The 14,771-nt window shown below is 67.6% G+C and carries 21 protein-coding genes; 13 read left to right on the forward strand and 8 right to left on the reverse strand.

Annotated features, from left to right (window positions below; all coding sequences use genetic code 11):
• The first annotated feature begins 11 nt into the window (after nt 1-11).
• The gene (locus tag ACIUM1_RS05420) at nt 12-677 is read left to right on the forward strand and encodes a potassium channel family protein (RefSeq protein WP_406816228.1); all 666 of its coding nucleotides are present in this window, start codon (nt 12-14) and stop codon (nt 675-677) included.
• A 34-nt stretch (nt 678-711) separates the two neighbouring features.
• On the forward strand, nt 712-1,389 hold the full coding sequence (locus tag ACIUM1_RS05425; RefSeq protein WP_406816229.1) for a potassium channel family protein: 678 nt from the start codon (nt 712-714) through the stop codon (nt 1,387-1,389).
• On the opposite strand, the gene ACIUM1_RS05430 is transcribed toward ACIUM1_RS05425, so the two are convergent.
• Together ACIUM1_RS05430 and ACIUM1_RS05435 are read right to left on the reverse strand one after the other, a co-directional pair.
• Entirely contained in the window at nt 1,390-2,046 is a 657-nt protein-coding gene (locus ACIUM1_RS05430; protein ID WP_406817542.1) for a DUF3159 domain-containing protein, read from the reverse strand.
• 53 nt (nt 2,047-2,099) lie between these two features.
• On the reverse strand, nt 2,100-2,468 hold the full coding sequence (locus tag ACIUM1_RS05435; RefSeq protein WP_406816230.1) for an OB-fold nucleic acid binding domain-containing protein: 369 nt from the start codon (nt 2,466-2,468) through the stop codon (nt 2,100-2,102).
• Between the two features lie 137 nt (nt 2,469-2,605).
• Here ACIUM1_RS05435 and ACIUM1_RS05440 point away from each other — a divergent pair, with 137 nt between their 5' ends.
• Nucleotides 2,606-3,304, forward strand: coding sequence for an alpha/beta hydrolase (locus tag ACIUM1_RS05440; RefSeq protein ID WP_406817543.1), 699 nt, complete (start codon nt 2,606-2,608; stop codon nt 3,302-3,304).
• Between the two features lie 60 nt (nt 3,305-3,364).
• On the opposite strand, the gene ACIUM1_RS05445 is transcribed toward ACIUM1_RS05440, so the two are convergent.
• Nucleotides 3,365-4,132 (reverse strand): DUF3710 domain-containing protein, encoded by a 768-nt coding sequence (locus ACIUM1_RS05445; RefSeq protein ID WP_406816231.1) that lies wholly within the window; start codon nt 4,130-4,132, stop codon nt 3,365-3,367.
• Nucleotides 4,133-4,204: 72 nt separating this feature from the next.
• Nucleotides 4,205-4,669, reverse strand: a complete 465-nt coding sequence (gene dut, locus ACIUM1_RS05450) for a dUTP diphosphatase (RefSeq protein WP_083096368.1) — start codon at nt 4,667-4,669, stop codon at nt 4,205-4,207.
• A gap of 25 nt (nt 4,670-4,694) precedes the next feature.
• Between dut and ACIUM1_RS05455 the strand changes: the two genes are divergently transcribed.
• On the forward strand, nt 4,695-5,180 hold the full coding sequence (locus tag ACIUM1_RS05455) for a DUF3093 domain-containing protein (RefSeq protein WP_406816232.1): 486 nt from the start codon (nt 4,695-4,697) through the stop codon (nt 5,178-5,180).
• Nucleotides 5,181-5,184: 4 nt separating this feature from the next.
• Here ACIUM1_RS05455 and ACIUM1_RS05460 read toward each other — a convergent pair whose 3' ends face one another.
• The gene (locus tag ACIUM1_RS05460; RefSeq protein ID WP_330980327.1) at nt 5,185-5,487 is read right to left on the reverse strand and encodes a DUF4193 domain-containing protein; all 303 of its coding nucleotides are present in this window, start codon (nt 5,485-5,487) and stop codon (nt 5,185-5,187) included.
• Between the two features lie 193 nt (nt 5,488-5,680).
• Here ACIUM1_RS05460 and cei point away from each other — a divergent pair, with 193 nt between their 5' ends.
• Nucleotides 5,681-6,331: an envelope integrity protein Cei gene (cei, locus tag ACIUM1_RS05465; protein WP_406816233.1), complete on the forward strand. Its 651-nt coding sequence runs from the start codon at nt 5,681-5,683 to the stop codon at nt 6,329-6,331.
• Between the two features lie 10 nt (nt 6,332-6,341).
• Here the strand turns inward: cei and ACIUM1_RS05470 are convergent, their stop codons facing one another.
• Entirely contained in the window at nt 6,342-7,217 is an 876-nt protein-coding gene (locus ACIUM1_RS05470; protein ID WP_406816234.1) for an inositol monophosphatase family protein, read from the reverse strand.
• A gap of 101 nt (nt 7,218-7,318) precedes the next feature.
• Between ACIUM1_RS05470 and ppgK the strand changes: the two genes are divergently transcribed.
• The 3 genes from ppgK (at nt 7,319) to ACIUM1_RS05485 (ending at nt 10,393) form a co-directional block, all read left to right on the forward strand.
• The gene (ppgK, locus tag ACIUM1_RS05475; RefSeq protein ID WP_406816235.1) at nt 7,319-8,128 is read left to right on the forward strand and encodes a polyphosphate--glucose phosphotransferase; all 810 of its coding nucleotides are present in this window, start codon (nt 7,319-7,321) and stop codon (nt 8,126-8,128) included.
• A 176-nt stretch (nt 8,129-8,304) separates the two neighbouring features.
• Nucleotides 8,305-9,840 (forward strand): RNA polymerase sigma factor, encoded by a 1,536-nt coding sequence (locus ACIUM1_RS05480; protein WP_406816236.1) that lies wholly within the window; start codon nt 8,305-8,307, stop codon nt 9,838-9,840.
• Nucleotides 9,841-9,976: 136 nt separating this feature from the next.
• Nucleotides 9,977-10,393 carry a RidA family protein gene (locus ACIUM1_RS05485; protein ID WP_406816237.1) on the forward strand — a complete coding sequence of 139 codons (417 nt, stop codon included), beginning with the start codon at nt 9,977-9,979 and terminating at the stop codon, nt 10,391-10,393.
• Here ACIUM1_RS05485 and ACIUM1_RS05490 read toward each other — a convergent pair.
• The gene (locus ACIUM1_RS05490) at nt 10,339-10,707 is read right to left on the reverse strand and encodes a DUF952 domain-containing protein (RefSeq protein WP_406816238.1); all 369 of its coding nucleotides are present in this window, start codon (nt 10,705-10,707) and stop codon (nt 10,339-10,341) included. The two genes, ACIUM1_RS05485 and ACIUM1_RS05490, sit on opposite strands and share 55 nt — an antisense overlap.
• 132 nt (nt 10,708-10,839) lie before the next feature.
• Between ACIUM1_RS05490 and ACIUM1_RS05495 the strand changes: the two genes are divergently transcribed.
• The gene (locus ACIUM1_RS05495) at nt 10,840-11,025 is read left to right on the forward strand and encodes a hypothetical protein (protein WP_007774888.1); all 186 of its coding nucleotides are present in this window, start codon (nt 10,840-10,842) and stop codon (nt 11,023-11,025) included.
• 66 nt (nt 11,026-11,091) lie between these two features.
• Complete coding sequence (locus ACIUM1_RS05500) at nt 11,092-12,093, forward strand: YihY/virulence factor BrkB family protein (protein WP_406816239.1); 1,002 nt, start codon at nt 11,092-11,094, stop codon at nt 12,091-12,093.
• On the opposite strand, the gene ACIUM1_RS05505 is transcribed toward ACIUM1_RS05500, so the two are convergent.
• Nucleotides 12,094-12,333: a DUF3039 domain-containing protein gene (locus ACIUM1_RS05505; RefSeq protein ID WP_406816240.1), complete on the reverse strand. Its 240-nt coding sequence runs from the start codon at nt 12,331-12,333 to the stop codon at nt 12,094-12,096.
• 57 nt (nt 12,334-12,390) lie between these two features.
• On the opposite strand from ACIUM1_RS05505, the gene ACIUM1_RS05510 reads away from it, so the two are divergent.
• The 3 genes from ACIUM1_RS05510 (at nt 12,391) to ACIUM1_RS05520 (ending at nt 14,769) form a co-directional block, all read left to right on the forward strand.
• Nucleotides 12,391-12,825, forward strand: coding sequence for a DUF3099 domain-containing protein (locus tag ACIUM1_RS05510; protein WP_406816241.1), 435 nt, complete (start codon nt 12,391-12,393; stop codon nt 12,823-12,825).
• A gap of 165 nt (nt 12,826-12,990) precedes the next feature.
• On the forward strand, nt 12,991-13,950 hold the full coding sequence (sigB, locus tag ACIUM1_RS05515; RefSeq protein ID WP_007774892.1) for a sigma-70 family RNA polymerase sigma factor SigB: 960 nt from the start codon (nt 12,991-12,993) through the stop codon (nt 13,948-13,950).
• A 129-nt stretch (nt 13,951-14,079) separates the two neighbouring features.
• Nucleotides 14,080-14,769: a metal-dependent transcriptional regulator gene (locus ACIUM1_RS05520; RefSeq protein ID WP_067839871.1), complete on the forward strand. Its 690-nt coding sequence runs from the start codon at nt 14,080-14,082 to the stop codon at nt 14,767-14,769.
• Nucleotides 14,770-14,771: the final 2 nt, after the last annotated feature.

The following is a 14,771-nucleotide window of genomic DNA, read 5'->3' on the forward strand; positions in this document are numbered from 1 at the left end:
AGGACCTGAAGTTGCGAGTAGTGGTGATGGGTTGCGGCCGGGTCGGTTCCTCGGTCGCCGACGGGCTCTCCCGCATCGGACACGACGTCGCGGTCATCGACCGTGACAGCACCGCGTTCAACCGGCTCAGCCCCGAATACGCCGGTGAGCGGGTGCTGGGCCAGGGATTCGACCGAGATGTGCTGCTGAGGGCGCGCATCGAGGAAGCGGACGCGTTTGCCGCCGTGTCGTCCGGCGACAACTCCAACATCATCTCGGCGCGACTGGCCCGGGAGACGTTCGGCGTCAAGCGAGTCGTCGCCCGCATCTACGACGCCAAGCGCGCCGAGGTCTACGAGCGTCTGGGCATTCCCACCATCGCGACCGTGCCCTGGACCACCGACCGGCTCCTCAACGCCCTGCTGCGCGAGACGGAGACGGCCAAGTGGCGCGATCCGACCGGAACCGTCGCCGTGTCCGAGGTCGTCTTGCACGAGGACTGGATCGGGCATCGGGTCACCGATCTCGAGCAGGCCACCGGCGCCCGGGTCGCCTTCCTGATCCGTTTCGGGACGGGCGTGTTGCCCGAGCCCAAAACCGTGATCCAGGCCGGCGACCAGGTCTATGTCGCGGCGATCTCCGGCCGCGCCGCCGAGGCGGTGGCCATCGCCGCGCTGCCACCCAGCGAAGACCTGTGATGAATCCGAACGAGCGGTTTGAGGAGCGGCGCACATGAAGGTAGCTGTTGCCGGCGCCGGCGCGGTAGGGCGCTCGGTCACCCGCGAACTCATCGGCAACGGCCACGACGTGACGCTGATCGAACGCAATCCCGATCACGTCGACGTCGACGCCATCCCGGCGGCGCACTGGCGGCTGGGGGATGCCTGCGAGCTGAGCCTGCTGGAGTCGGTGCGCCTGCATGAGTTCGACGTGGTGGTGGCCGCGACCGGCGATGACAAGGTCAACGTGGTGCTGAGCCTGCTGGCCAAAACCGAATTCGCGGTGCCGCGGGTGGTCGCCCGGGTCAACGATCCCCGCAACGAATGGCTGTTCACCGACGCGTGGGGAGTCGACGTGGCGGTATCGACGCCGCGCATGCTGGCCTCCCTCATCGAGGAGGCCGTCGCCGTCGGCGATCTGGTGCGGCTGATGGAATTCCGCAAAGGGCAGGCCAATCTCGTCGAGATCACCCTGCCCGACGACACGCCGTGGGGCGGCAAGCCGGTGCGCAAACTGCAGCTGCCGCGCGACACCTCGCTGGTGACCATCCTGCGTGGCCCGCGGGTGATCGTGCCCGAGGAGGACGAACCGCTGGAGGGCGGTGACGAGTTGCTGTTCGTCGCGGTCGCCGAGGCGGAGGAGGATCTGCAAAAGCTGCTGCTGGGCAGTCACAGCCCGGCCGGCGACTAGTCAGTCGGTGACGGCGCCGGGTTCCATTTCGACCGAAGCTGGGCCGGCGGCGGCGATGGCCCGCTGGGCCGACTTGATCGCGGCGTAGGTGGCCAACGCCGCCAGCACGGTCAGCGGCCAGCCCATCGCGATCCGCGCCACCGCCAGCCAGCCGGTTCGGTCGGCGTCGTACAGCAGCCCCTGGACCACGAACCGCGCGGCGAACACCAGCACCCAGGCCGCCGAGGCGATGTCGAACGCGTAGACGGCCCGGGGCACCTTGCGCCAGCCGTCACCGCGCCCGGTGGCCCAGCTCCACGCGTGACCGACCAGGGGCCGGCGGATCAGCATCGAGACCGCGACGACCACCGCCCACACCAGTGACATCCAGATGCCCAGCAGGAAGTAGCCCTTGGACTCCCCCAGCACGTAGGCGATCAGCGCGCACAGCGCGACGCCGAAGAATCCGGAGAACGCCGGCTGCGCGGATTCGCGGCGGATCAGCCGCCACAACAGGATCAGCGCGGCGACCCCCAGCGCGGCGACGATCGCGGGAACCAATCCCGAGACGCTCGAGGCGATGACGAAGACCACCACCGGCAGCGACGAGTAGATGACACCACTGACCCCGCCTGCCTGTGCCAGCAGACGTTCCGGGTTGATGCGGTTGGTGGTCATTCGTTCCGACGAGCCCGACTGCGGTGGGGTTACCCCCGAATGTCCGGGATCGGTCACCGCTGAATTTCGTAGTGCGGGTTGTAGATCGCCTTGGTTCCGTTCTCCAGCTTGCCGAGGCGGCCACGCACTCGCAGCGTGCGCCCCGAGTCGATGCCCGGAATGCGGCGCTGACCCAGCCAGACGAGCGTGACGGTGTCGCTGCCGTCAAACAATTCGGCGCGGACGCCGCCGGCGCAGGCCCTGCCGTTGCACTCGACGCTACGCAGTGTTCCCACCATCGTGACCTCCTGGCCACGCTGGCAGTCGATGGCGCGTTGCGCGCCGGTGCTTGCGACCTCGTCGGAGAGCTCCTCCGAGTCGAGTCGCTCCGGATGCTCCGTCAACCGACGGGTGAGCCGGCGCAGATACCCTTGGGCCCTCATGGCCACTCCTGACAATGCTGATAAGCCTCGACGCTTCCATTTATGCCAACGGACACCGTAGACCTGTTGGTTCCCCGGCGCCAAACTACTCAAACGTCGTGTTGGAGGGCCGCCGAACGGCGGGGCACTATCAAGGGGTGGTGGTCGATCTGCGCGGTGTCACGACGGTGTTGTTGCCCGGGACCGGCTCCGACGACGACTACGTTCACCGGGCATTTTCGGGCCCCTTATCCGAGATCGGCGCCCTGCTGGTGACCCCGCCGCCGCGACCCGACCGGCTGATCGAGGGCTACCTGGCGGCGTTGAATGATGCGGCGCGCGAAGGGCCGATCGCTGTGGGCGGGGTCTCGATCGGCGCCGCGGTCGCGGCCGCCTGGGCGCTGGCCCATCCCGAGCGGGCCGTCGCGGTGCTGGCCGCGCTGCCGGCCTGGGCGGGCGCGCCGGGGGCGGCGCCGGCAGCCCTGGCGGCGCGGTATTCGGCGTCCCAGTTGCGCACCGACGGGCTGGCGGTGACCACGACTCAGATGCGAGCGTCCAGCCCGCCGTGGCTGGCCGACGAGCTGACCCGGTCGTGGCAGGCACAGTGGCCGCATCTGCCCGCCGCCATGGAAGAGGCGGCCGCCTACGTCGCGCCGAGCTGCGCGGAGCTGGCCGGGCTGGCCGCGCCGCTGGGAGTGGCGTCCGCGGTCGACGATCCGATCCACCCGTTGCAGGCCGGGCGCGACTGGGTCGCCGCGGCGCCGCGCGCGGCGCTGCGCACGGTGACGCTGGATGAGATCGGCGCGGATCCCGCCGCCCTGGGTGCGGCCTGCCTGAGCGCGCTGGCCGACCTGTAGCCGCTAGGCCCGATTGCCCAACTCCTGCGCCCGCCGCACAGCGGCGCGCATCGTCGGGCGCTAGCCGCCGGTGGTGGTGCGCAACTGCTGCATGGCCGAGCCGTCGACGCTGCGGCGCGCGGCCGGCTCGTCGGCCGGTGCCTGTTGCCCCTGGGCCTCGTCCTGCTGCGCGGCCTGCTGGGCGGCGGCGGCTTCACGCAGCTGCTGCGCCATCGGCTCGGGCAGCTGCACGGTCAGCGGAGTGCGCACCGGGAGCGGCGTATCGCCGCGCCGAACTACGGTGTCCGCCAAGGCCGCTCGCGCCTCGGCCTCCAGGGCTTCCATCGTCTCGTGCGGACCGTTGATGACGCAGCGGATCATCCAGCGGTAGCCGTCGACGCCGATGAAGCGCACTACGCCGGTCGCGGTGCCCACCACCTCGCGGCCCCACGGCCCGTCCTTGATGCTCACCTGGGCCGAGTCATTGCGCAGCGATTCGGCGAGCTCGGCGGCCACTTCGCGCCACAGGCCGCCCGTCTTGGGTGCGGCATAGGCGGCGATGGTGAACCGGCCGTTCGGCGTGACGACCCAAACCGCGCTCGGCACACCGGTTTCGGTCAGCTCCACCTGCAGCTGGCCGGCCTCGGGCATGGGAATCAACACCGAGCCCAGGTCGAGCCGGGCCAGCTCGGCGACCGCCGGGTCGTCGAAGTCCTCGATGTCGAACGGGCCCTCGAGCTCTTCGGGCGCCTGCTCATCGGCGTCGCGGCCCGCCACCTCGTCCGCCGCGGGTATGTCGGCGCCTGAGGCGTCGTCGTCTTTGGGTGTGCGCTTACCGAATGCAGCCATCAGCGCCGCTCCTCCCCCGCAAGCGGGTGGTACCAAACCTCATCGCCCCTCCTTCTGCATGTGGCCGGCGCATCACAAACTCGCATGTCCGCCGGAGGAACCGTGACCGCCGTCGCCGCGGGATGTCTCGGCCAGCCCGGCCTCGTCGAATGACGACACCTCGACCAGCTCCACCAACTCGACTCGCTGCACCAACAACTGGGCGATGCGATCGCCGCGGTGCACCACGATCGGCTCGGTCGGGTCCAGGTTGATCAGCGCCACCTTGATCTCGCCGCGATAGCCCGCGTCGATGGTACCCGGACTGTTGACGATCGAAAGTCCAACGCGCGCAGCCAATCCCGACCGCGGATGGACCAAGCCGACCATGCCGAACGGGATGGCGACCGCGACCCCCGTTCGGACCAGGGCGCGTCGCCCCGGTTCCAGTTTGACGTCTTCGGCGCTGTACAAGTCGATCCCGGCGTCGCCCTCGTGGGCGCGGCTGGGCAGCGGAAGCTCGGGGTCAAGGCGGACGATGGCCAAACTGGTCGACACGGGGCCACAGATTACCCTTGACTGCGTGTCAGATACGCGCGTCGCGCCGCACAACGTGCGGTATCGCGAACGATTGTGGGTTCCCTGGTGGTGGTGGCCACCGGCCTTCGCGCTGGCCGGCATCATCGCTTTCGAATTCAACATGGGCGTCACCCGCCAGTCGACCTGGTGGCCGTACGCGACGCTGTTCGCGGTGGCCGCCGCGGCGCTGCTGTGGCTGGGCCGCATCGAGATCCGGGTCACCGCCGACGCCGCGGCGCCCGGCGAAGTGCAGCTGTGGGCCGGCCAGGCGCATCTGCCGGTCACCGTGATCTCCCGATCCGCGGAGATAGCGCCATCGGCCAAGTCCGCCGCCCTGGGCCGCCAACTCGATCCGGCGGCCTACGTCCTACACAGGGCATGGGTGGGGCCGATGGTCCTGGCGGTACTCGACGACCCGGACGATCCGACGCCGTACTGGCTGGTGAGCTGCCGTCACCCCGAGCGGGTGCTGTCGGCATTACGCAGCTGACCGATCAGGCCGCGCAGTCGGTACAGATCATCATGCCGTTCTTCTCACTGGCCAGCCGACTGCGGTGTTGCACCAAGAAGCAGCTCGAGCAGGTGAACTCGTCGGCCTGCTTCGGAATCACACGCACCGACAGTTCCTCACCGGACAGATCGGCGCCGGGCAGTTCGAAGTTCTCCGCGGATTCAGATTCGTCGACGTCGACGACGGCCGAAGCCGCCTCGTTCCGTCGCGCTTTGAGCTCCTCGAGCGAGTCCTCCGAAACGTCGTCGGTTTCGGTACGCCGTGGAGCGTCATAGTCGGTAGGCATATCTCTTCCCCTGCCCTATTGCCTCTACATGCCCGCGATATCCAAGCATCGCTTTGTACCAGCGTCGAACGCATCCACCAAATGATTCGTGCCCGTATCGCGGCCCATTAAGGTGTGATTTGCGTCACATCCCTATTTTGACCCTTGCGCTCGTGTCTGAACAGTGGGTTTAGCGTGCGGCTAGAGTGCAGCTGTGGTCACGCAAATCACCGAGGGTACAGCGTTTGACAAGCACGGTCGGCCATTTCGGCGCCGCAACCCGCGGCCCGCCATCGTCGTGGTGACTCTCCTCGCAGTGGCGACCGGTGTCATCTGGACGATCGCGTTGACGCGGCCCGCCAAGGTGCACGAGGCCGCGGTGTGCAATCCGCCGCCCCAGGCCAGCGGCTCGGCGCCGGCCCAACTCGGTGAGCAGGTGTCGCGCAGCGCCATGATGGACGTCATGCCCGCCAAGCTCGCGGACACCAAGGTTCGCGTCCTCAACGCCAGCGGCCGCGGCGGGCAGGCCGGCGATGTCGCCGGGGCGATGAAAGATCTCGGCTTCGCCCAACCGACCGCTGCCAACGATCCCCTCTATGCGGGCACCAGACTCACCTGCCAGGGCCAAATCCGTTTCGGCACCGCCGGACAGGCCACCGCGGCCGCCGTATGGCTGGTGGCGCCGTGCACTGAGCTGTTCAACGACAACCGCGCCGACGACTCCGTCGATCTATCCCTGGGCACCGATTTCAGCGCGTTGGCACACAACGACGACATCGACGCCGTGCTCGCCACCCTGCGTCCCGGCGCCACCGAGCCCGCAGATCCCACGCTGCTGGCCAAGATTCACGCCAGCAGCTGCTGACCCGGGGCGGTCAATCCAGAATCGGATCCAGGCCGTCGAACCGCTCCAAGACGGCCAGCAGCTCGTCGGCGATTCCGGGCGCGGCGGCCAGCGCCAGGCCGGCCCCGTTCGTTCCGGGTGCCGGCAGTACCACCCGCGCCCCGGCCTCCGCCGCGATCAACGCGCCCGCGGCGCGATCCCACACCTGCAGACCGTGCTCGTAGTAGGCGTCGAGCCGACCCGAGGCGACCATGCACAGATCAAGCGCCGCCGAGCCGATGCGGCGGACATCGCGGACCACCGGCAGCATGCGCGCCAACAACGCCGCCTGCGCGGCGCGGCGCTGCCGGGAGTAGCCGAAACCGGTGCCCAGCAACGCCATCGACAAATCGTCGACGGCGGCGCTCTGTAGCGGCTGCGTCCCCTCGCCGTCGGCGACGTGTGCACCCAACCCGAGTGCCGCCGAGTAGATCCGGTCTCCGACGACGTCGGCGACGGCACCGGCCACGGACTCGCCGTTGACCTGTGCGCCGACCGACACGGCGTAGGCGGGGATGCCGTAGACGAAATTCACCGTGCCGTCGATGGGATCGAGCACCCAGGTGACCGATCCCGGCGTGCCCACCGGATCGGCGGGCCCGCCGCCTTCCTCGCCGAGAACCGGTTCCCCAGGCCGCAACTCGGCCAGCCGATCACGCAACAGCCGTTCCGTTTCGGTGTCGACCACCGTCACCGGATCGGTCGGGGTGCTCTTCGAGCGCACCGCGCCACTGCCCGGGGTTTGCGAACCGCCCGCCTCGGCGCCGAAAACCTCCGCCCGCCGACGCCGGACGAATGCGGCGGCCTCCGCGGCCAAGGTTTCGGCGACCGAACGCAGCCGTACCAGCTCGTCATCGGAAAAGGTCACGGGTCTATCGCAGCACAGTCGTCACGGCCGCGCAGACACCACGGCCGACACCGTCGCGGCGCTAAGGTGAGCGGACAGCCCAGTCATGCCCAGGAGATTCGATGACCAGCACCGACTCGACCACGGACACGCCCGCCATCGTGGCCGGCGACGGCGCGCCGCAGCGGCGCGGATTCGGCATCGACGTCGGTGGCAGCGGCATCAAGGGCGGCATCGTCGACATGAACACCGGGCAGTTGATCGGTGAGCGGGTCAAGCTGCTGACGCCGCAGCCGGCGACGCCCTCGGCGGTGGCCAAGACCATCGCCCAGGTGGTGCACGCGTTCGACTGGACCGGTCCGCTCGGAGTGACCTATCCCGGCGTCGTCACCCACGGCGTCGTGCAGACGGCCGCCAACGTGGACAAGGCCTGGATCGGCACCAACGCGCGCGACATCATCAGCGCCGAGCTGGACGGTCAGGACGTCACCGTCCTCAACGACGCCGACGCGGCCGGGCTGGCCGAGGAGCATTACGGCGCGGGCAAGGGCCAGTCGGGCCTGGTGGTGTTGCTGACGTTCGGCACCGGCATCGGTTCGGCGGTGATTCACAACGGGACGCTGATTCCCAACACCGAGTTCGGCCATCTCGAGGTCGGCGGCAAGGAGGCCGAGCAGCGGGCGGCGTCCTCGGTGAAGGAGAAAAACGACTGGTCCTTCGAGAAGTGGGCCAAGCAGGTGACCAAAGTGCTGGTGACCATCGAGAATGCGGTGTGGCCGGACCTGTTCATCGCCGGCGGCGGGATCAGCCGCAAGGCCGACAAATGGGTGCCGCTGCTGACCAACCGCACCCCGGTGGTGGCCGCGGCCTTGCTCAACACGGCCGGGATCGTCGGCGCGGCCATGGCCGCCACCTCGGACGTGACCCACTGATTTTGCCCGGCAGAGCCGTAGTACCGCGCGCTGTCGTTACAATGGTGCTCGGCGAACGCCCAACCGACAGCGTGCGACTACTCACGCTGATACCAACGCCGACATCGACATAGCAGACACTTTCGGTTAACCATGCCCACTACCCACCGAAAGTGAGCCCAAACGAAGGGGTGTAAGTGGCAGCGACGAAAGCAAGCCCGGCGACGGATGGGCCGGTGAAACGTACCGCCACGAAGTCTCCGTCGTCCCCCGCCAAGCGGCCGGCGGCCAAGGCGGCCAACGGCTCGGCACCCGCGAAACGGGCCGCCAAGGCGGCATCGCCGTCCACCACGTCCGAGGGCGACGCGGCCGACGACTCCAAGAAGACCCGCGCCGCGGCCAAGGGCGCCGGCGCCAAGGCGCCTGCGCGCGGAACCAAAGCGGCCAAGGGCGGACCGGCGGATCCCGACGCCCTCGATTCCGACGGTGCCGTCGAGGATCTCGACAATGAGCCCGACCTCGAGGGTGAGCCCGGCGAAGACCTCGACATCGACACCGATCTCAGCCTCGACGACCTCGAGGACGACGTAGCGTCCGACGGCGAAGAGGCCGACGAGGGCGAGGTCGACTCCGAGGAGGGTGACGCCGAGGAAGAGGTCGCCGCGAAGCCCGCCAAGGCGGCCGAGGCCGCCGCAGAGGATGACGAGGAAATCGCCGAGCCGAGCGAAAAGGACAAGGCGTCCGGCGATTTCGTGTGGGACGAGGACGAGTCCGAGGCGTTGCGGCAGGCCCGCAAGGATGCCGAGCTGACGGCGTCCGCCGACTCGGTTCGCGCCTACCTCAAGCAGATCGGTAAGGTCGCGCTGCTCAACGCCGAGGAAGAGGTTGAGCTGGCCAAGCGGATCGAAGCCGGGTTGTACGCGACGCAGCTGATGGCCGAGATGGCCGAGCGCGGCGACAAACTGCCCGCCGCGCAGCGCCGCGACATGGTGTGGATCTGCCGCGACGGTGACCGGGCGAAGAACCACCTGCTGGAAGCCAACCTGCGACTGGTGGTCTCGCTGGCCAAGCGCTACACGGGCCGCGGCATGGCGTTCCTGGACCTCATCCAGGAAGGCAACCTGGGCCTGATCCGCGCGGTCGAGAAGTTCGACTACACCAAGGGTTACAAGTTCTCCACGTACGCGACGTGGTGGATCCGACAGGCCATCACCCGCGCCATGGCCGACCAGGCCCGCACCATCCGCATCCCGGTGCACATGGTCGAGGTGATCAACAAGCTGGGCCGCATCCAGCGCGAGCTGCTGCAGGACCTGGGCCGCGAGCCCACGCCCGAAGAGCTGGCCAAGGAAATGGACATCACGCCCGAAAAGGTCTTGGAGATCCAGCAATACGCCCGCGAGCCGATCTCGCTGGACCAGACCATCGGCGACGAGGGCGACAGCCAGCTGGGCGATTTCATCGAGGACAGCGAGGCCGTGGTGGCCGTGGACGCGGTGTCGTTCACGCTGCTACAAGACCAGCTGCAGTCGGTGCTGGAGACGCTGTCGGAGCGCGAGGCGGGCGTAGTACGGCTGCGTTTCGGTCTGACCGACGGCCAGCCGCGCACCCTGGACGAGATCGGGCAGGTTTACGGCGTGACCCGCGAGCGCATCCGCCAGATCGAGTCCAAGACGATGTCGAAGCTGCGCCACCCCAGTCGCTCCCAGGTGTTGCGCGACTACCTAGACTGATCGACATTCGGCCGTTCACCCCAGAAGAGTTGGGGTGCAGTCGGTTTCGTTGTCGTCGGTGCCGGTAGCCCAAAGGACCGCTGCCACCGGTTAATTCGGCTGCGCCCGCGGGCGCCGGCGTCGTACCGTGACTGCCATGTCGACCAACCGCACAGTCATCTCCGGCGAATCCGTCTTCGAATCGGAGGTCGGTTACTCGCGCGCGGTGCGGGTCGGTCCGCACGTGGCGGTGGCCGGAACGACCGGCACCGGGCCCGCCGGTGACATCGCCACCCAGGCACGAGATGCGTTGCGCCGCATCGAGATTGCACTGCAGCAGGCGGGCGCCGCGCTCACCGACGTGGTGCGCACCCGCATCTACATCACCGATATCTCACGCTGGCGCGAGGTGGGAGCCGTGCACGAGCAGGTCTTCGGTGCGATACGCCCCGCGGCCACCATGGTGGAAGTGTCGGCGCTCATCGCGCCCGAGCTGCTGGTGGAGATCGAGGCCGACGCTTACGTCGACTCCCCGGCGACCGGCGCGAAAGTGCCGTCGTCGGCCGGGGGGTAGGCGGTGACCCGGACCACAGCGGCCACCGGCAGCGGGCCATACAGGTGCGGGAACAACATCGACTCCGGATCGGTTGCTACCCCCGGTTCCCACCGCACCGGCGCGGCCAGAAGGGCCGGGTCGATGTGCAGCAGCACCAGATCGTCACGACCGCGGTAGAGCCGATTGGCCGGCAGGTGCACCTGCTCCGGCGTCGACAGGTGGATGAAGTCGCCGCCGCCAGCGGCTTCCGGGTCGATGCCGCCCCGCCGCCGTGCCTGCTCCCACTGCTCGGTTCCGCACAGGTGCACCAGGACGCCGGGTGTGAAGGTCACAACTTCGACACCCTAGACAGCGGTTAAACCAAACCTGACCAGCTCGTGAGAAACGACACACCGATAACGATCGGGGAACAAGGCGAAAACGCCATACGTCTGAGAAAGTGAATGAAAGAGAACGGAGAAGCCATGAATGCAACTCTGACGAGTCCCGAACTGACCAGAGCCGACCGCTGCGACCGCTGCGGTGCTGCGGCTCGGGTACGCGCCAAGCTGCCTTCCGGACTGGAGCTTCTCTTCTGCCAGCATCACGCGAATGAGCACGAGGCGAAGCTGACCGAACTGGACGCCGTGCTGGAGTTCAGCGAAAGCTAGCCCGTAGTGAACTCGCCCATCGCCAATGTGGGCGGTGCGAGCGATCTTCGGTAATGCTGGACGGGTATGAGCGAGCAGGTCGCAAAACCGTCGCGCCACCATATTTGGCGAATCACCCTGAGGACTCTTTCCAAGAGTTGGGACGACTCGATTTTCTCGGAGTCGGCTCAGGCTGGTTTCTGGTCGGCGCTGTCACTGCCGCCGCTGCTGCTCGGCGTGCTGGGCACCCTGGCCTACGTGGCACCGCTGTTCGGCCCGGACATGCTGCCCAGCATCCTGCGCCAGCTGATCTCGACCGCGCACAGCGTGTTCTCCCCCAGCGTGGTCAACGAGATCATCGAGCCGACCGTCCGCGACATCGCCAACCACGCCCGCGGCGAGGTGGTGTCCCTGGGGTTCATCATCTCGCTGTGGGCTGGATCGTCGGCCATCTCGGCGTTCGTCGACTCCGTGGTCGAGGCGCATGACCAGACGCCGCTGCGCCACCCGGTGCGCCAGCGTCTGTTCGCGCTGTTCCTCTACGTGGTGATGCTGGTGTTCGTGGTGGCGACGGCACCGCTGGTGGTGGTGGGGCCGCGCAAGGTGGGTGAACACATCCCGCTCGGCCTGTCCAACCTGCTGGGCTACGGCTACTACCCGGCGCTGATCCTGATCCTGACGATCGGGGTGATGGTCCTGTACCGGGTCGCACTGCCCGAGCCGTTGCCGTCGCACCGGCTGATCCTGGGCGCGATGCTGGCGACGACGGTGTTCGTCACCGCCACTCTGGGCCTGCGGTTCTACCTCAGGTGGATCACCAGCACCGGCTACACGTACGGCGCGCTCTCCACGCCCATCGCGTTCTTGTTGTTCGCGTTCTTCGGCGGCTTCGCGATCATGCTCGGCGCCGAACTGAACGCCGCCGTTCAGGAGGAGTTTCCCGCACCCCGCACGCACGCACACCGGCTGCGCAAGTGGTTGTTCACGCGTTCGCCCGCCCTGAAGCGGACGGTGGAGACGTTGGCCAGCCCGATAGCGAATCCCGCAACGCAACAACGCGAGGTGGCGCCGGCGGAACCGCCCGGCTGATCAGTCCTTCTTCATCCGGTCGTAGATCTTCTTGCAGTCCGGGCAGACCGGTGAGCCGGGCTTGGCCGCCTTGGTGACGGGGAAGACTTCGCCGCACAATGCCACCACGTGATTGCCCATCACGGCGCTCTCGGCGATCTTGTCCTTCTTGACGTAGTGGAAGTACTTGGGGGTGTCGCTGCCGGTCCCGTCGTCGACGCGTTCGTCGGTCTCGGTGCGTTCGATCGTTTGGGTCTGCATACCTGACATTGTGCACCGCCCAGCGCCCCGAAAACCGGTCGAGCCGGAATCGGCCAGTTGTGGGACAGTGGAGAAATGAAGCACGGCTCCGATTCGGGGTTCGATGACTTTGACGGCAACAAAGGCCGCCCAGTGCTCATCACCGCCGCCGCCACCTCCTACGAGGAGCAGCACCGCGCGCGGGTGCGTAAGTACCTGACCTTGATGGCTTTCCGGATTCCGGCGCTCATCCTGGCCGCGGTCGCCTACGGCGCGTGGCACAACGGGCTGATCTCTCTGGCGATCGTCGCGCTGTCCATCCCGTTGCCATGGATGGCTGTCCTGATCGCCAATGACCGGCCGCCGCGCAGTGCCGATGAGCCACGCCGGTTCGACAATGCGCACCAGCGCACGCCGCTGTTTCCCCGGGCCGAACGTCCCGCGCTCGAGGCCCCGCAGCACCCGCAGCCACACTGGCCGCCGGGCCCGCGCGGCGGAATCGATCCCGACTAGCCGGCGTTTCTCCTGACAGTGCCGCCGCCGGACTTCTCAGGACTTTCTCAGGTCTGCGGCACATTTCTGCACGTCAAGACGTGTGAGATGCAGAACCGATGGGAACTCTCAGAGCTGATCTGTCGTTGGACTCAATGACAGAACAAAGCCGAACGGGAGGTCGCTATGGCGAACGCCAGCACGAGCAGATTTGACGGCGATCTGGATGCTCAAAGCCCCGCAGCGGATTTAGTGCGCGTATATCTGAACGGAATCGGCAAGACGGCACTTCTCAATGCGGCCGGCGAAGTCGAACTCGCCAAGCGCATCGAAGCCGGGCTTTATGCCGAACACCTGCTCGCCACGCGTAAGCGACTCGGGGAGAACCGCAAACGTGATCTGGAGGCCGTTGTTCGTGACGGGCAGGCGGCGCGCCGCCACCTGCTGGAAGCGAACCTGCGTCTGGTGGTGTCGCTGGCCAAGCGGTACACGGGTCGCGGCATGCCACTGCTGGACCTGATCCAGGAGGGCAACCTCGGACTGATCCGCGCAATGGAAAAGTTCGACTACACAAAGGGATTCAAGTTCTCCACCTACGCGACCTGGTGGATCCGTCAGGCCATCACCCGCGGCATGGCCGACCAGAGCCGCACCATCCGGCTGCCGGTTCATCTGGTGGAACAGGTCAACAAGCTGGCGCGGATCAAGCGCGAGATGCACCAGAACCTGGGGCGCGAGGCCACCGATGAGGAACTGGCCGCCGAGTCCGGCATCCCGGTCGAAAAGATCAACGACCTGCTCGAGCACAGCCGCGACCCGGTGAGCCTGGACATGCCGGTCGGCTCCGAGGAAGAAGCCCCGCTGGGTGACTTCATCGAGGACGCCGAAGCGATGTCGGCCGAGAACGCGGTTATCGCCGAGTTGCTGCACACCGACATCCGCAGCGTGCTGGCCACCCTGGACGAGCGTGAGCACCAGGTGATCCGGCTGCGGTTCGGCCTCGACGACGGCCAACCGCGCACCCTGGACCAGATCGGCAAGCTGTTCGGTCTGTCCCGCGAGCGGGTGCGCCAGATCGAGCGCGACGTGATGTCGAAACTCCGCAACGGGGAGCGTGCCGACCGGCTACGGTCGTACGCGAGTTAACACCTCACACAAGCTAGGTAGCAGACGGTATGCCCGCCGCGTCAGCGGCGGGCATACTGCTTGCCTGGGAGGCGTTACAACCATTCGCGCAGCTGGCCAAGTAGACTCAGCGTCGACGGAGGGTGCTGAATGAACGACCTGGTTGACACCACCGAGATGTATCTGCGGACCATCTACGACCTCGAAGAAGAGGGCGTGACGCCGCTGCGTGCCCGGATCGCCGAACGCCTCGATCAGAGCGGGCCGACTGTCAGCCAAACCGTGTCGCGCATGGAGCGGGACGGTTTACTTCACGTGGCCGGCGACCGCCACCTCGAGCTCACCGACAAGGGCCGGGCGCTGGCCATTTCCGTGATGCGCAAGCACCGCCTCGCCGAACGCCTGCTGGTCGACGTCATCGGCCTGCCGTGGGAAGAGGTCCACGCCGAGGCTTGCCGCTGGGAGCACGTGATGAGCGAGGACGTCGAGCGGCGCCTGGTGAAGGTGCTGAACAACCCGACCACCTCCCCCTTCGGCAACCCGATCCCCGGGCTTCTGGACCTGGGCGTGGGCCCGGAATCCTGGTCCGAGGACGGTCCTTTGGTCCGACTCACCGAGCTGCCCGCGGGCGCGCCGGTGGCCGTGGTGGTGCGCCAGCTGACCGAACACGTCCAGGGTGACATCGACCTGATCTCCCGCCTGAAGGACGCCGGCGTCGTCCCCAACGCGCGCGTCACCGTCGAGACCAGCTCGGCCGGGGTGACCATCGTCATTCCAGGCCACGAGAACGTCACCCTGCCGCACGAGATGGCCCACGCGGTCAAGGTCGAGAAGGTCTGACC

Source organism: Mycobacterium sp. M23085, assembly GCF_045343915.1.
GTDB lineage: Bacteria > Actinomycetota > Actinomycetes > Mycobacteriales > Mycobacteriaceae > Mycobacterium.

What these genes read in the sequence shown, in the direction of transcription:
- ACIUM1_RS05425 (WP_406816229.1), top strand. Translation starts at nt 712, where the DNA reads ATGAAGGTAGCTGTTGCCGGCGCCGGCGCGGTAGGGCGCTCGGTCACC.
- ACIUM1_RS05430 (WP_406817542.1), bottom strand. Translation starts at nt 2,046, where the DNA reads ATGACCACCAACCGCATCAACCCGGAACGTCTGCTGGCACAGGCAGGC.
- ACIUM1_RS05435 (WP_406816230.1), bottom strand. Translation starts at nt 2,468, where the DNA reads ATGAGGGCCCAAGGGTATCTGCGCCGGCTCACCCGTCGGTTGACGGAG.
- ACIUM1_RS05445 (WP_406816231.1), bottom strand. Translation starts at nt 4,132, where the DNA reads ATGGCTGCATTCGGTAAGCGCACACCCAAAGACGACGACGCCTCAGGC.
- ACIUM1_RS05460 (WP_330980327.1), bottom strand. Translation starts at nt 5,487, where the DNA reads ATGCCTACCGACTATGACGCTCCACGGCGTACCGAAACCGACGACGTT.
- ppgK (WP_406816235.1), top strand. Translation starts at nt 7,319, where the DNA reads ATGACCAGCACCGACTCGACCACGGACACGCCCGCCATCGTGGCCGGC.
- ACIUM1_RS05485 (WP_406816237.1), top strand. Translation starts at nt 9,977, where the DNA reads ATGTCGACCAACCGCACAGTCATCTCCGGCGAATCCGTCTTCGAATCG.
- ACIUM1_RS05495 (WP_007774888.1), top strand. Translation starts at nt 10,840, where the DNA reads ATGAATGCAACTCTGACGAGTCCCGAACTGACCAGAGCCGACCGCTGC.
- ACIUM1_RS05500 (WP_406816239.1), top strand. Translation starts at nt 11,092, where the DNA reads ATGAGCGAGCAGGTCGCAAAACCGTCGCGCCACCATATTTGGCGAATC.
- ACIUM1_RS05505 (WP_406816240.1), bottom strand. Translation starts at nt 12,333, where the DNA reads ATGCAGACCCAAACGATCGAACGCACCGAGACCGACGAACGCGTCGAC.
- sigB (WP_007774892.1), top strand. Translation starts at nt 12,991, where the DNA reads ATGGCGAACGCCAGCACGAGCAGATTTGACGGCGATCTGGATGCTCAA.
- ACIUM1_RS05520 (WP_067839871.1), top strand. Translation starts at nt 14,080, where the DNA reads ATGAACGACCTGGTTGACACCACCGAGATGTATCTGCGGACCATCTAC.